We start from the raw sequence: 14430 nt of genomic DNA, 5'->3' as shown, positions 1-14430 counted from the left end.
CAGGTCCGCACCACACCGGCGATGACTCCGTCTCGCACTGTGACACAACACAGGGGCGACGGAGTGCTGTTCGGGGAAGCGGCCGTCATCCGCTCGTCTTCAGCCCTCCGGGTCGGTCCCACGCGCCAAACGGACGCGGCCCCTCAGTCGTCGGCCCACATGGGAGCGTCCGTGCCCCACAGGCCCGGCGGACGTGCCCAGTTCGCGGGAGCTCCCTCGTACGACACCGGCGGCAGCGCGTGCCGCAGCCGGCCCATGGGGCTGTCGGTCTCGGTCAGCCGGCGGTGCGCGTCGAAGCCCTCCTCCGCACCCGGCGCGGGCGCCAGCTCGTGCATGAGCCAGTGCGCGGTCCGGGCCAGGGCCACACGGACCAGGCGGGTGCCCCCGGTGCGCTGCTGCTCGGTGAGCGCGCGCAGCACCCCGGCCGCCAGCAGATAGCCCGAGCCGTGGTCGAGCGCCTGCGCGGGCAGCGTGCCGGGCGCCTTGGGCTCGCCCTCCAGCTCCGCGATGCCGGTGGCCACCTGGACCAGGCTGTCGAAGCCCCGCCGCTCGTGCCACGGCCCGTGGAAGCCCCACGCGGACAGCTGGGCGATCACCAGTCCCGGCCGGCGCTCGGCCAGAGCCTCGGGTGCCAGTCCGAAGCGGTCCAGCGCGCCCGGGCGGTAGCCGGTCACCACCACGTCCGCCTCGCCGAGCAGGGCCTCGAACACCTCACGCCCGGTGGCGTCACCGAGGTCGAGGGTGGTCGAGCGTTTCCCCATCCCGGTGTCGTTGTGCGCCTCCTGGCTCTCCGGCAGCCACGGGGCGTCGATCCGCAGCACGTCGGCGCCGAGCAGCGCGAGGGCGCGGGTGGCGACCGGCCCGGCGAGCACCCGGGTCAGATCCAGCACCCGCAGCCCCGCACAGGGCAGTGCGCTGCCACCGAGCACCCGGTCCGGTGCGTCGCCGATGCGCGCCGTCGCGACCAGGGGCTGCTCCGCGATCAGCACTCCCTGCACGCTCCCGGCCCACTCCCCGGGGCCGCGCGCCGCGACGGCCAGGCCGCCCGCCGCGTACACGGTCTGCTCCACCTCCCGTGCGGTGCGCCCGGCGATCACCTCGGCGACCGCGTGCACCGCCTCGTCACCGGCATCTGCCGGCACCCCGAGGCAGGAGAGCAGCCGGGCCCGGTGGTGGGGGTAGTTGGCGTGGGTGCGGACCCATCCGTCGGCCGCCCGCCAGAACCGTGACAGCGGTGCGAAGGCCGACCAGGCCCGCCCGTCGACCCGCACCAGCCGGTCGCTGAGGAACGCCGTCGCGACCGCCTCGTCGTCGACACCGACCCGCGCCACCGGCCGTCCCGTGCGTGCGGAACCCAGCTCGGCGGCCGCGAGGGAACAGACCGCCACGGTGGCTCGCGCCAGCTCCATGACGGGCAGGCGGGCGGGCAGCCCCCCGGACGGGCCGCCGTACTCCACCCTGTCGAGCAACGAGGAATCGGCACTCAGTGCCGACCAGGCCTGCCGCGCACCCGCGGCCATCGAAGAGTTCACTCCCTCACTATGGCACTGAGTGCCACAAGGGTGGGGGCGGTGCGGATTGCCGGTTTCCGGGTCTCGCATTCGCGGGCCCCCTCACTCTCCGCGTTCGGCGCCCCGTTCGCTGCTGTGGTCGAACCGGCCCCCCGTGTTATTCAATGAGGTGTGCGGTCAGGGATCTCGGGGCCCCGCCGCACGGGTCCGCTTAACGCCCCGGCACCGTGCCGGGGATTGCTGAGAGAGCCGTATGGACTCCACACCCTCGCCCTCGTCCTCCTCGGCGTTCGACCTGGTCAGCCGCGCCCTGGGCCGGTACATCCCGCGCGGTGGAGCGGCAGCGGCCGCCCGTTCCGCCGACCCCCCGGGGGACCGCTCCGCGCGCCGGGGAGCCGCCGACGAGCCGGCGGCGAACCGGCAGGAGCAGATCCTCGGCGCGGTCAACCTGGACCAGCACCTGACCATCACCCGCTGCAACCTGGACGCCCCCGTCTTCGCGGGCTTGGAGGCGGGGCCGGGCAAACCGTTCGTCGAACTGCTGCCCCCCGGCGACGTACCGACGGTCACCCGGCGGTTGCGGCAGGTCCTGGATACGGGCGAGGCGCATGTCGCCCGTATCCAGCGCCTGCGGCGCGGCGACGGGTCCGAGATCGTGGTCTCGATGAGCATCCTGCCCGCCGCGGCACCCGAGGAGGGCCTGACCGTCTCCGTGATCGCGATGGCCAGGCGGCTGCATCTCTACGCCGCCGAAACCGCGATCGGCACCTCACTGGACATCGGCGAGACCGCCCAGTCCTTGGCCCAGTCCTTGCTGGCCTGGGGAGACGTCGCCGCCGTCGACCTCGACTTCGCCGTCTGGACGGGCGAGGGAGTCCCCGGGAGGGCCCTGGGACGCATCCGGCTGCGGCGTGCGGCCCTGGTACCCGACCGGGCCTGGCCCGAGGGCTATGTGACACCGGGCGACGACCTGCCCGGCGACGCCAGCCGCCTGCTGGCCCAGGCGATCCTCCGGGACGACGCCCCGCAGACCATCGTCATCCCCGACCGGGCGGCCGTCGAGCGGGTCTTCGGCAGCCCACGCGTGGCGCGCGCCCTGGTGCCCAGCGACCGGGCGGCGGGTGTGGCCTGCATACCGCTGGTCCTGGACGGGACACCGCCCGTCGTCCTGGGTGTGGCGGAGGTCTGGAGGCGTGCGGACAGCCCCTTCCGCGACAGCGAGCTGTTCGACCTGCAAGAACTGGTGGCAAGGACCGCCCACCACGTCGACCTGGCCCGCCAGCACCAGCGCGAGCACACGCAGGTGCTGGCGTTGCAGCGCCGGCTGCTGCCGCGGACCGGGGGCGCGACCATCGAGATCGCCAGCGTCTACCAGCCCGCCACCCCCGACAGCGCGGGCGTCGGCGGCGACTGGGTGAACAGCTTTCCACTGCCCGACGGCCGTACCGCGCTGGTGGTCGGTGACGTCGTAGGGCACGGCCTCGGAGCCGCGGCCACCATGGGCCAGCTCAGCATGGAGGCCCGGGCACTGCTGTCCGCGGGACTCGCACCGGACGAAGTCCTGGAACACCTCGACGAAACCGTGTCCCTGCTGGACGACGCGGACTCCGGGCTCGCGGCCGGCTACAGCGCCCTCGGGTCGACCTGCTGCATCGCCCTCTACGACCCGGTCCGGCACGACGTGGCCCTGTCAAGCGCCGGTCATCTCCCCCCGGTCATGGTCACCCCCGACGGGCACGCCGGCCCGCTCCCGGTCCGCCCCCACCCCGGTCTCGGCGCCGAGTTCGCACTGCGGGAGCCGTTCGACGTGTACACGTTCGCAGCGCCGCCGGGCTCCCTGCTCGCCCTGTACACCGACGGCTTGGTGGAGGATCCCGCGCTGTCGATCGACGAGGGCATCGGCAGGCTGGCCGCTGCCGTGTCCGTGGTGCACCCCTGGGACACGCTGCGGCACGCGGCGCGGCACGTCGTCTCCGCGGTGGCTCCCGCGCGCCAGCGTGACGATGTGACCCTGCTGCTCGCCCGGATGATCGGCTACCGCAAGGAGGACACGGCGACCTGGCGGCTGCCCGCCCGCAGCGACGCCCCCGCGCTCGCCCGTGCCCAGGTCTCCGCCCTGCTGAGGCAGTGGCGCACGCGCGACGACACCAGGTACAGCATGATGCTGCTGGTCAGCGAGCTGGTCACGAACGCCGTGCGCTACGCCGCCGGCCCCGTCACGGTCCGGCTGATCAGGTCGGGGCACGGCCTGCTGTGCGAGGTCGGCGACACCGGCAACGGCAGACCGCGGGTGAGGCGGGTCGACCTGCTCGCCGACGGCGGCCGTGGCCTGAGCATCGTGCACCGGCTCACCACTCGATGGGGGGTGCGGTGGACGGACACCGGGAAAGTGGTCTGGGCGGAAGTCGCGCGATGAGGCGGCCGCGCGCCCGGCCCGCGAGCTGAGCGGATCCCCCGGGGCACGCACGCAGTGAGAGCAGCCGGCCTCGACGGCGTCGTCCTCGGTCGCGGTGCCACCACCTCGACCCGGTCACGCGCGGTGACCGCACGCGCCGCGTGCGCTGTTGCCGCCCCGGAGGCGCCCACCGCCCCTTCAGCGTTGCCGGCGGCGACGCCGACGACGGGCAGCGCGGTGCCTGCTGCTACAGCCACACCCCTTCCAAGGCGGTGGCGGTGAGGCCCGGAGCCGCCGCGTACAGAACGGCCCGGTTGCCGGGCTTCTGCTGCCCGCCGTCATGCGCCCGCCGCAGGATGTCGAACACGGCGGCGCCGCCGCGGTTGCCGGTGGTGTAGCTGTCCCGGCTGTAGTCCAGGAGCCCCGACGGCCACGTGTCGGGCATCGTCTGCTCCATGTACTCCAGCACCCGGGTACCGCCGGGGTGCGCGAGCAGTACGTCCGGGTGCCAGGAGTCGGGGTCGTCCCGGTACCGCAGGCGCAGCCACTCCCACATCGCGGTGACCGTCTCCTGTACGGCGCGCGGCCCGCGCCGGTCCATCACGAAGTGGGTGCCGTCCGCCCGGGTCTCCAGGCGGTGCAGGTCCTGGGTGCCGGGCAGGGTGTGGTGCCAGGCGGCGTCCAGGCGCAGCACCGACTCGGGCCTCGGGCGGCCCGTGACCACCGCGGCGACCGCGGTGTCCGCGAACAGCAACCGGACGATCAGCGACTCGAGGGTGTCGTCCCCGGGCTGGTAGGTCGTGCTGAGCGCCTCCGCGATCACGACCAGGACCACCCGGTCGGGGTCGGCGGCCACGAGATCCGCAGCCAGCGCCAGGGAACGGGTCCCGGCGATGCAGGCCCACTGCGTGGCCGGCAGCAGCATCACGTCGTTGCGGAGCGGGAGTTTGTTCGCCAGGGCTATGTCCAGGCCCGGCAGCGCCGGGGTGGTGGAGTGACTGGTGATCAGGCAGTCGACGTCGGCGGGGTCCAGCCCAGCCGTCTGCAGAGCTCCGCGCGCGGCGTGCTCCCCGTAGGACTGCACGGCCTCCCAGGCCGGAGCGGTGCGCTCCTGGACGGTCTGGGGGGCGGGTATGGTCTCGAGCGCGGCGATCACACGGTCCACGTCCTGCCGGGTGAACCCGTCGCGGATCAGGGCCTGTTGGGCCGACTCGACGCCGACGGCCCGCGCGCCGTTGCCCTTGCCGGGCGCGACGGCGGTCTCCAGCGGCAGCATCCAGCCGCGGGTCTCGATCCCCGTACTGGCCGCGATGCCCTCGACCCGCGGCACCCACGGCGCATGCGGATGCCGGCCGCTCACCTCCGCGACAATGTCACTGGTCCTCACGGCGTGTTCGCCGTGTATCACCGCAGGTGGGCAGAGGTAAGCGGCCATGATCGTGCACCTTCCGGGGGGAACAGGGGAATGCGACGAGCGCTGTGCCAAGGGTCACTCGGGAACGTCGACCCAAGAAGATGTCGAACAACCTCTTTTCGGGCACCGGCATCCGGATCGAGCATGCACGCCAAATGGACATTTCCGCTGTGATGCACACAACTTAGGCAGCCTTGAAGGCTGTGACTCCGCGCACATCGCCGTTCGGAAGTGGGGCGGCAGCGGGGGGTGTTCGGGCGGGCGTCAGTGGGACGTCCGCTCCCTCGGGGTGGCGCGGTTCTGACCGGCCGTCAAGGTGCCGCGGTGCGGGGCGGTACGTGCGGTCCGAAGCGGCCGGTTCCGACGATCCTGTCAACGCCGGTGCGCGCGCGGCGACCTGAGCGAGTCACGCTGATCACCGACCGTACGGGTCGCCGTGAACAGGGCCGTGCAGGGGCGGAGGAGCGGGGCGTGGGGGAGTGCGGGTAAGGCGCGCAACGGTCACGGTCTCACGGGCGTGCGGCGTCGACCGGAATGCCCAGCCGGTCCGCGATGCCAGTGAGGGCTGGGCCCAGCGGAAGCGAAACCCTGACCAGGCAGTGCTGGTCGCCCCGGGTCTGGTCCCGGTTGATGATCAGCACCGGTTTCCCCTCCTGGGCCGCCTGACGGACGAAACGGAGCCCGGACATCACCGTCAGGGAGGATCCCAGGACCAGTAGCGAGGTCGCCGTACGGACCAGTTCACGGCACTGCTCGACCCGCCGCGGCGGAACGCTCTCGCCGAAGAACACGACGTCCGGTTTGAGGATGCCGCCGCAGACCGTGCAGGCCACCACGCGGAAGCCTCCGACCTGTTCGTCGGTCAGGTCGGCGTCGCCGTCCGGGTTGATACCGGCGGCCACGGGCTCGAACCCGGGATTGGCCTCCTCCAGCCGCCGGGCGACTTCATGGCGCGGGGTGAAGGCGCCACAGGAGAGGCAGACGACCCGGGACAGGGTCCCGTGGAGTTCGATCGCGTCCGCACTGCCGGCGGCCTGGTGCAGGCCGTCCACGTTCTGCGTGATGACTCGCGAGACCAGGCCGTGCCGCTCGAAGGCCGCCACCGCCCGGTGCCCGGCGTTGGGGCGAGCCGTGCCGAAGCTGCGCCAGCCGAGGTGGCTGCGCGCCCAGTACCGGTGCCGGGCCTGGGCGCTCGCGGTGAAGTCCTGGTAGGTCATCGGAGTGTGCCGGCTGAGGCTCCCGCCCTCGCCCCGGTAGTCGGGGATGCCCGACTCCGTCGAGATGCCCGCTCCGCTGAGCACCAGCACACCGCGGTTGCTCAGCGCGTCGATGACCGGCGCCAGGTCTGTGGTGCCCGGCGGCAGATCCTCGGCCGGGGTCCAACTCAGGGTGGGGCGCATGCGCATGCCGTCAGGGTACGGCGGCCCCCTATGTGCATGCCGCTGATGGGCCGGAAGAGCGTTCAATCTCATGCCATTGCAACGAGTGAGAGTGGGGTTGTTGCATTACTCGACAGGCTCATTGCACTGATTTCCCGCCGTTCACCAGCTAATACGCCTTGTGCGCGCAACGAATATGTTGCTGAGAACATGAATGCAACGTAGCTTTTCCGTCATCGGAAACAACAGACCCGCGAACGAGGAGCACCCGATGCAGACCTTCGACACCGCCGCCCCCCTCACCGCCGTCGTCGACATCCCCGCCGGGCACCTGCGGTTCATCGCCGCCGACCGCACCGACACCACCGTCGAGGTCCTTCCCGCCGATGCCGCCAAGGGCCGTGACACCAAGGCCGCCGAGCAGATCGAGGTCACCTGCACCGACGGCGTCCTGCGCATCGAGGCCCCGGCGGCCAGGAACCGCGTCCTCGGCCCCTCCGGCTCCGTCGAGGTCACCGTGCAGCTGCCGGCCGGCTCCCGCGTCGAGGCCAAGGCGGCCACCGCCGAACTGCGCGGTGTCGGACGCCTCGGCGACGTCACCTTCGAGGCCGCACAGGGCACGGTCAAGCTCGACGAGACCGGCAGCGCCCATCTGAGCCTGCTTGACGGTGACATCACCGTCGGCCGCCTGGGCGGACCGGCCCGCGTCAGCACCCAGAAGGGCCACCTCCGCATCGCCCAGGCCGTCCGCGGAGCCGTCACCCTGCGCACCGAACACGGCGACATCGAAGTCGGCGCCGCCCACGGCGTCTCCGCCTCACTGGACGCCGGCACCGGCCACGGCCGCATCCACAACTCCCTCAAGAACGCCGACGGAGCCACGGCCGCCCTCACCCTCCACGCCACGACCGCCCACGGCGACATCACCGCCCGCAGCCTCTGAAACGGGCGCCCGACCGAACGACCCCGGCCGCGCCTCACACGAACAGACCACTCTCACGAGGAACAGGTGGAAGCGATGAAGCAGAACGACCCGTCCCCGGTCCGGTCGGCCTGGAGCGGCATGGTGCCGGTCGACGACACGGCTCTGGCCGTCACCGACACGGGCGGTTCGGGTGTCCCCGTGGTCTACCTCAACGGCCAGTTCGCCACTCAGGGGTACTGGCGGCGGACCATCGCCGCACTGGGACCGGAATGGCGCCACATCACCTACGACGAGAGAGCCCGCGGCAAGTCGGAGCGCTCGGCGGACTACTCCTTCGAGGCGGCCGTCCGGGACGTCGACGCCGTCCTCGCGGCCAGAGGTGTCGAGCGGGCGCTCGTCGTCGGCTGGTCCTACGGAGCCGTCGTCGCGGCGCACTGGGCCGCCCGGAATCCGGACCGCACCCTGGGCGCGGTTCTGGTCGACGGCGCGTTCCCCTACGACTGGCTCGACGAGGCCATGGAACAGCGGATCCGCACGTTGTTCCGGAGGCTGCGATGGGTGATGCCGCTGCTGCGTCCGACCGGCCTGACCCCCCGGATGACCGCCGAACAGCAGGCCGACAGCAACATCGAGCTCGGCAGGCTCTCCCGCGAGAGCGAGCTGGGACCGGTGCTGGACGCCATCACCGTCCCGGTGCGGTACGTGATCGCCTCGGGGACGTCCTTCGGAAGCCGGGGTGACGAGCAGGAGCGCATACGGACCGGCCTGGAGGCGGTCGTCGCTCGCAACGCCAACATCCGCAGCGTGAAGGTCGCAAGCAACCACGGCGCGATCCTGAGGAAGGACTACCCGGCCATCGCGGCGGCCGTGCGGGAGACAGCCGCCTTCGATTCCGCGGGGAAGTGACGGAGGGAGCGCCGCCGACGATCAACGAGCACGCGAGAGCCGCAACTTCGAGCTGACGGCAGGAGCAGATGTTTGTTCGGGCGGAAACGGCGCACCCGATGAACTAACACATCCTTTACACGACGAAGCGGAGACGCACCATGGGCATCATTGCTTGGATCATCATCGGGCTGCTCGCCGGCGCGATTGCCAAGGCCCTGATGCCGGGTAAGGACCCCGGCGGCATCATCATCACCATGCTCATCGGCATCGCCGGCGGCCTGCTCGGTGGTTGGCTCGGCAAGGTGATCTTCGGCGTCGACTCCGTCGACGGGTTCTTCAACCTCTCCACGTGGATCGCTGCGATCGTCGGATCCCTCATCCTGCTCGCCCTCTACCGCCTCGTCACCGGCAACCGGCATTCGCACCGTCACGCGTAACCCTTGAGGCGAACACCTCCGAGCGGCTATGGGCGGCTCCGTCCCCTGAGCAGGGGACGGAGCCGCCCATAGGTGCTTGGCCCCCGCCGGAGCGAAGGCCTCGGCCCCGAGGCCGGTCCGGCGAACAAGCCGGGCCGGCCCTCGTACCTGACTCGCGCTCAGCGCTTGAGCGTGAACGTGAAGTCGTCGGAGAGCCTGCCGCTCAGCCGGACCGCCGAGACAAGCCCGCCTTCCGCGAGCAGCCTCTCGACCTCGGACCGTGAGAGCCCGCATCCTTCGGCGATGAGCCGCACCGGCCGGACAGGGATCCGTGCCGCGAAACGGACCGAGACGTCGATCACCTCGCGGCTGCGGTGCACCGATCCGCCGGTGTCGAGGCGCCAGGCGGCCGCCCAGTCGAGAGCGATGCGATTACGGCGCCGCACGACGGGGTCCTGGAGCAACTCGGCTGCCAGGACCGGGTCGTTGCCGTGCAGCCGGTCCAGCAGCTCGGGACGTACGGAGCGCACGTGCGTCCGCTCCAGGACGGTGAGCTTCGCCGTCTCCCCGCACAGCGTGCACAGCACGAGGAGCCACACGTCGATGAGCTTGTGGTTCGCGTTGACGCGGAACTTGCCGTCCGCCCGGAACCGCCTGGACGCGCATGTGGTGCAACGGCGCCGAACGAGCGGCAGGCAGGTGGGTATGACCATCCAGTTTTCGAGCACAGAAGTACACCGGTTCCAGTGAGAAGACCGCAGCGAAAAGCAGCGCGGCGCGCAGGCGCGACGCGCGACAGATCAGCGCTTGGGAGGTCTCACACGGTGTACAACGGCACGTCCTGGCTCAGACGACTCGGTCGTGGGACACGGTAAGGGCGCACGGGTCCGCTGTCCCACTGGTTTTCGCACGCCGCCGAGCGGTGCTCATCGGCCTTCGGGCAGAGGGAAGCCCGCGGGGGGCGGGGTCTGCTGGAAGAGCGTGGTGGGGACGGCGTCGGCGAGGGCCCGGTAGCCGGCCGGGTTCAGGTGCAGGTGGTCGCCGACGTCGTAGGCGGGGGAGAGGCGGCGGGGGTTCTGGGGGTCGCGGACCGCCCGGTCGAAGTCGATGACGGCGTCGAAGCGGCCGCTGGTGCGGATCCAGGCGTTGACGGCTTGGCGGGAGGACTCGTGGAGGCCGGCGGCGTCGTCGTAACCGTTTCCCCCGAAGGGCGTGAGCGTGGCTCCGTAGACGCGGATGCCCTGTGCGTGCGCTCGGGTGATGATCTGCCGGTAGGCGTTGATCAGATCGGCCGTCACCTGCTGCGCGGAGGCCTCCGAGGTGCCGCCGGGGATGTCGTTGATGCCGTGGAAGACGAGCAGCCAGCTGACGCCGCTCTGGGCCAGGACGTCACGGTCGAGGCGCGCCAGGGCGTTGGGGCCCAGGCCGTCGTGGAGGATCCGGTTGCCTCCGGCCGCCTGGTTGAGGATCGCGACGTCGGCGGTGGCGGGCCGTGACTGGAGCCGGTTCAGGAGCTGGTCGGGCCACCGGTCGTTCCGGTTGGTGGTGGAGCCGCGTCCGTCGGTGAGGGAGTCACCCAGCATCACGGCCGCGGCGGTGCTGCGTGTGGACCATGCCTCCACGCCGCTGAGGAAGTACCAGTGATCGACCCGCGTGGCACCCGGCAGATCGGTGTCGTCGAGGTGATCACCGGCCAGCATGTGGGAGGTCGTGCGCGAGCCGGGGTGCGACGTGATGGAGCTGGAGGCCTGGCCGTCGGCGAGGTAGAGCGTGACGGTCAGGTTGCTGCCCGGTCGGATCTCGAAGTCCAGCGGATCGCTGACCGCCTGCGCGCCCTTGGCGACGGTGATGCCCGGGCGCCCGCCGAACGTCACCGGGCGCGAGCTGCCGGGCACGATGGCGCTCACGCCCGCTGCGCCGTCCGCCGGGCGGGCCACGGCGGCGGCGGTGATGGGCAGGTCCGCACCCCCGAACGCGTTGGACAGGCGTATCCGGGTGTAACGGCCGCCCACCGACACCCGCACCGTCTGGCGCAGTGTGGCGTCCGCGAAGACCCGGTTGCCCTGGGTGAACGGAGCGGGCGGCATATTGCCGGGTTCGGTCAACTGGGGCATCGCCGTCCACGTGTTGACCCAGTGTGCGTCCTTCGTCGTCGGTGTGGGGTAGCCGGACGCACGGGTCGTCGCGTCCCGTGTCGCGCCCGCCGCGGTGGTCACGAAGAGGCCGACGGCCGTTACGGCCAGGGCGACGACGACGTTCACCAACGCTGATCTTCGTCTCATGGATGTCCTGTCTCCGTCGGTGCGGACATGGTCTTCGGGCGGCCGGCCACGTCGGTCAGGCCAGCCGCATGCTCTCCGGGGGACCGAGGTAGCTGTACTTCAGGCCGCCTGTGTCGACGATGATCCTGGTGAGGACCACCGTGGGGTCGACCATCCAGAACTTCAGTACGTGCCGTCCGGCGGTGTCCAGACGGTGCGTCGTGCCGGTGCGGTTGACGTTGTCCGCGGTGTTGCGGCCCCACTGGTTGTTCATGGTGGCGTCGCTGGCACCCGTGGCGGCGATGATGTCCACGCTCTGGGGCGCCCGGTCGTCGAAGGAGACGGCGTACCGGAGGCCCGCGCCGGACAACGCCGCGTTGCGCGGGGCGAGATGAGCCCAGACGGTGACGGTTCCGGTGGTGAGGAGACTGAGGTCGTACTCCAGCCGAGGTCCAAAACCCGCGGCCCGACGGGCGGCCGTGACGGGAAACGGTTCCAGGCCGTCGCCGGTGCGGCCGATGCCGGGGATGCGGCGCCAGGAAACGCCGCCCGCGGGGACGTTACGGGTGAAGTGCGCGGCGTCGATGGCGATGTAGCCGTTCGCCTCGATGAAGCCGGACAGCCGCGACCGGGGGATCCGGGGGTTGTCGACAACGGCCTGCACGGTGGCCGTCGTGCCCTCGGACCCCGTGATGGTGACCGGGACTCGGCGGGTGCCCAGGGGGACTCGGCGCCAGTCGACGGCGAGGACGACCCGCTGCTCCTTGGTGACCGTGCCGCGCGGGCGGTCGACGGTCAGCCACGGCGCGCCGGTCGTGACGGTGTAACCGAAGGAGGCGGCTCCGCGATTGAAGATGTCGATGTACTGCGGCGGCTGCGCCTGGTAGGGACTGAACACGGGCAGAAGCGCCTCGCCCTGTTCCTGTGGCCACCACCGGTCGGAGCCGTCGATCGCCACCCCCATGTCCGCCCGGGCCGGCACCGTGATCCGGCGTAGGGGCGGATAGATCCGGTCGGGCTGGGGAGGGTCGGCCCAGGAGGCGTTGGCCCCGTAGCGTTCCTTGTCGCCGTACCCGATGTGGGTCTGGGTCTGGAAGCCCTTCCATTTCCCGGCGGCGATGCGCTTGTTGAAACGGTCGGCGAGCGCGAAGTCGTCGGCCAGCCGGGCCTCGGTGGCATCGGCCTGGGCATTGGTGCCCGACCTGCCCTGTGCGGCGTGGAGGAGGTTGGTGAACTGTGCCTGCCGCAGCAGGTACAGGTTCGCCGTGGCCAGCACCTCGTAACCCACCAGTTCGAACCACGCGTCCTGGTCGCTCGCGGGCAGCTTGGAAGCGACCGAGCCGGCCCGTTTCGCCAGGTCCTGCCACTGTCTCGTGACGCGCTCGAGCTCGCGGTAGTCGGTCTGGCTGAAGGGGGTGGCCCGGTCATCCGTGACGACCGCGGACGCACTCGCGGGGTCCTGCGCGGGATCAAGGGTCTGGCGGCGGTTGAGCAGCTCCGGTTTGCGACGCGCCTGCAACTGCTCGTAGCCGCGCAGCACGTGCGCGATGTCCTCGGCGAGCCGGCCGTCGAAATTCTGCCGCGCGTAGCGCAGATCCCACTCCGCCAGCGTCTCGGGGCCCCAACGGTCGGGCGCCCAGGCGTAGTCGAGGAAGAACTGCGTGGGCCGTTCGTTTCCCTTGACGTCACCCGCGTTGGTCACCCACAGTCCGCGGCCTCCGTAGGCGTACGTCTGATGGAGCTGGTCCCAGATGGTGGGCAGGGCGTTGGTGTCGACCCACTTGTAACTCCGGCTGCCACCCACGTAGTCGAAGTGGTAGTAGAGCCCGTAGCCGCCGGCGCGCGGATCGGCGGAGGTGTCCGGCAGCTTGCGGACGTTGCCCCAGTTGTCGTCGGTGAAGACGACCGTGACGTCGTCGGGTGCGCGCAGCCCCCGGTCCCAGTAGCGCTGCACCTCTTTGTACATCGTCCACACCTGGGGGACGGTGGTGACGTCCTTGCCGGTGACCTCGGCCAGGATCCGCCGCTGGGCGGTGATGATCTGCCGCATCAGCTCGATGCCGTCGCCGTCGCTCAGCGCTGTGTCGCCGTTGCCGCGCATGCCGAGGGTGACCACTGCCTCGAAGTCCTCGTCGACCATCCGCTGGATGCCGTCGCGCCAATAGGCCTCAATTGCTTCGGCGTTGTAGCGGAAGGACCATTCGCCGGTGCCGCCGTAGGGGTCGTGGCCGGGGGTGACGATCGTGCCGTCGCTGTCGCGTACAGCGGCTTTCGCGTGGCGGTTCCACTCTTCGATGCCGCGCATCATCGGCGCCTCGTGGGAGGTGCCCATCACGATGCCGTAGGCCTTCGCGGTGGCGTGGTTCTCGGGATCGTCCTCGGCGAAGGCCCGGCCCCACACCGCCGGCCACAGGTAGTTGCCCTTCAGCCGTAACAGCAACTCGAAGACCTTCTCGTGGAACGCGGAGTTGAACCCGCCCGGGAAGCCCGGCGCCTTGCCGGGCCCGAACGTCGCCGGGGCCCAGGTCCCCAGTGCCGGGTTCTCGTCGTTGATGAAGAAGCCGCGGTACTTCACCGCCGGTGTGCCCTGGGTGTGCGCGCCGGGCAGGACGTACAGCGCATCCCGGTGGACGGGCACCACGTCGTCCCAGTAGTGCCAGGGGGACACCCCGATGCCCCGGGAGACGTCGTAGGCCCCGAAGATGGTGCCGCGCTGGTCGCTGCCGGCGATCACGAAGGCCCGCTCCACCCCGGGCATCGGCCGCTCCACGACGGTCTGGAGGGACGTTTCCCACCTGCCCCGGACGGCCGCGACGTCGAGTTTCCCGGCGGCGATGAGGCGGTCGATGAGGGGGCTCCGGCCGATGGTGCCGATGATGGTCATCTCCGGCGCGTCCGGGGCCCGGTCCCGCACGACGTCGGGGCGCACTCCGCTCACCCGCTCGATGTCCGATCGCAGGTCGCCCGCCACCCGGACGACCCCGGGCCAGTCGCCACCGCTGACCACCAGCGGCACGGCACGACCGGAACGCACCAGCGGAAACGCGCCCGCGGCGGGCTCGAACGAGATGTACGCCCCCGGGTCGGTGGGGCGGGCCGCCCGCTCGGCAGCGGACGCCCGGCCGGACAGGCCCGGCAGGGGGACGACCGGGGAGGCGAGGGCTGCCGCCCCGGCGGCCCAGCCCAGAACGGACCGTCGGCTCGGCGGGCGTCCGGCGTCGTCGTCCATGGGAACTCCTCG

General features: G+C 71.4%; 10 protein-coding genes. 4 read left to right on the top strand and 6 right to left on the bottom strand.

All coding sequences use genetic code 11. From position 1 onward, the window contains the following. Positions 1-143: 143 nt before the first annotated feature. Positions 144-1520 carry a CoA transferase gene (locus AC0665_RS30360; RefSeq protein ID WP_478706278.1) on the bottom strand — a complete coding sequence of 459 codons (1377 nt, stop codon included), beginning with the start codon at positions 1518-1520 and terminating at the stop codon, positions 144-146. A gap of 244 nt (positions 1521-1764) precedes the next feature. Between AC0665_RS30360 and AC0665_RS30355 the strand changes: the two genes are divergently transcribed. Further along, on the top strand, positions 1765-3927 hold the full coding sequence (locus AC0665_RS30355) for a SpoIIE family protein phosphatase (protein WP_478610419.1): 2163 nt from the start codon (positions 1765-1767) through the stop codon (positions 3925-3927). Between the two features lie 226 nt (positions 3928-4153). On the opposite strand, the gene AC0665_RS30350 is transcribed toward AC0665_RS30355, so the two are convergent. Both AC0665_RS30350 and AC0665_RS30345 read right to left on the bottom strand, forming a co-directional pair. Then, complete coding sequence (locus tag AC0665_RS30350; RefSeq protein ID WP_478706214.1) at positions 4154-5341, bottom strand: beta-ketoacyl-[acyl-carrier-protein] synthase family protein; 1188 nt, start codon at positions 5339-5341, stop codon at positions 4154-4156. Between the two features lie 488 nt (positions 5342-5829). Beyond that, on the bottom strand, positions 5830-6726 hold the full coding sequence (locus AC0665_RS30345) for an NAD-dependent protein deacetylase (protein WP_478610418.1): 897 nt from the start codon (positions 6724-6726) through the stop codon (positions 5830-5832). 244 nt (positions 6727-6970) lie between these two features. Between AC0665_RS30345 and AC0665_RS30340 the strand changes: the two genes are divergently transcribed. From AC0665_RS30340 to AC0665_RS30330, 3 genes are all read left to right on the top strand, one after another. Beyond that, positions 6971-7642, top strand: coding sequence for a DUF4097 family beta strand repeat-containing protein (locus AC0665_RS30340; protein WP_478706213.1), 672 nt, complete (start codon positions 6971-6973; stop codon positions 7640-7642). A 75-nt stretch (positions 7643-7717) separates the two neighbouring features. After that, entirely contained in the window at positions 7718-8530 is an 813-nt protein-coding gene (locus AC0665_RS30335) for an alpha/beta fold hydrolase (RefSeq protein ID WP_478610301.1), read from the top strand. 140 nt (positions 8531-8670) lie between these two features. Continuing rightward, the gene (locus AC0665_RS30330) at positions 8671-8949 is read left to right on the top strand and encodes a GlsB/YeaQ/YmgE family stress response membrane protein (RefSeq protein ID WP_468413970.1); all 279 of its coding nucleotides are present in this window, start codon (positions 8671-8673) and stop codon (positions 8947-8949) included. 158 nt (positions 8950-9107) lie between these two features. Here AC0665_RS30330 and AC0665_RS30325 read toward each other — a convergent pair whose 3' ends face one another. The 3 genes from AC0665_RS30325 to AC0665_RS30315 all read right to left on the bottom strand — a co-directional run bounded on the left by AC0665_RS30325 (position 9108) and on the right by AC0665_RS30315 (position 14418). Beyond that, positions 9108-9641, bottom strand: a complete 534-nt coding sequence (locus tag AC0665_RS30325; protein ID WP_478706212.1) for a DUF1062 domain-containing protein — start codon at positions 9639-9641, stop codon at positions 9108-9110. Positions 9642-9854: 213 nt separating this feature from the next. Then, a complete protein-coding gene (locus AC0665_RS30320; RefSeq protein WP_478706211.1) occupies positions 9855-11210 on the bottom strand; it encodes an SGNH/GDSL hydrolase family protein in 1356 nt (451 codons plus the stop codon). A gap of 55 nt (positions 11211-11265) precedes the next feature. Next, complete coding sequence (locus tag AC0665_RS30315) at positions 11266-14418, bottom strand: glycosyl hydrolase 115 family protein (protein ID WP_478706210.1); 3153 nt, start codon at positions 14416-14418, stop codon at positions 11266-11268. Between the last annotated feature and the right edge of the window lie 12 nt (positions 14419-14430).

Source organism: Streptomyces sp. NPDC043685, assembly GCF_056436585.1.
This window is presented reverse-complemented; position numbering and strand designations above follow the sequence as displayed.

What these genes read in the sequence shown, in the direction of transcription:
- AC0665_RS30360 (WP_478706278.1), bottom strand. Translation starts at nt 1,520, where the DNA reads ATGGCCGCGGGTGCGCGGCAGGCCTGGTCGGCACTGAGTGCCGATTCC.
- AC0665_RS30355 (WP_478610419.1), top strand. Translation starts at nt 1,765, where the DNA reads ATGGACTCCACACCCTCGCCCTCGTCCTCCTCGGCGTTCGACCTGGTC.
- AC0665_RS30350 (WP_478706214.1), bottom strand. Translation starts at nt 5,341, where the DNA reads ATGGCCGCTTACCTCTGCCCACCTGCGGTGATACACGGCGAACACGCC.
- AC0665_RS30345 (WP_478610418.1), bottom strand. Translation starts at nt 6,726, where the DNA reads ATGCGCATGCGCCCCACCCTGAGTTGGACCCCGGCCGAGGATCTGCCG.
- AC0665_RS30340 (WP_478706213.1), top strand. Translation starts at nt 6,971, where the DNA reads ATGCAGACCTTCGACACCGCCGCCCCCCTCACCGCCGTCGTCGACATC.
- AC0665_RS30335 (WP_478610301.1), top strand. Translation starts at nt 7,718, where the DNA reads ATGAAGCAGAACGACCCGTCCCCGGTCCGGTCGGCCTGGAGCGGCATG.
- AC0665_RS30330 (WP_468413970.1), top strand. Translation starts at nt 8,671, where the DNA reads ATGGGCATCATTGCTTGGATCATCATCGGGCTGCTCGCCGGCGCGATT.
- AC0665_RS30325 (WP_478706212.1), bottom strand. Translation starts at nt 9,641, where the DNA reads ATGGTCATACCCACCTGCCTGCCGCTCGTTCGGCGCCGTTGCACCACA.
- AC0665_RS30320 (WP_478706211.1), bottom strand. Translation starts at nt 11,210, where the DNA reads ATGAGACGAAGATCAGCGTTGGTGAACGTCGTCGTCGCCCTGGCCGTA.
- AC0665_RS30315 (WP_478706210.1), bottom strand. Translation starts at nt 14,418, where the DNA reads ATGGACGACGACGCCGGACGCCCGCCGAGCCGACGGTCCGTTCTGGGC.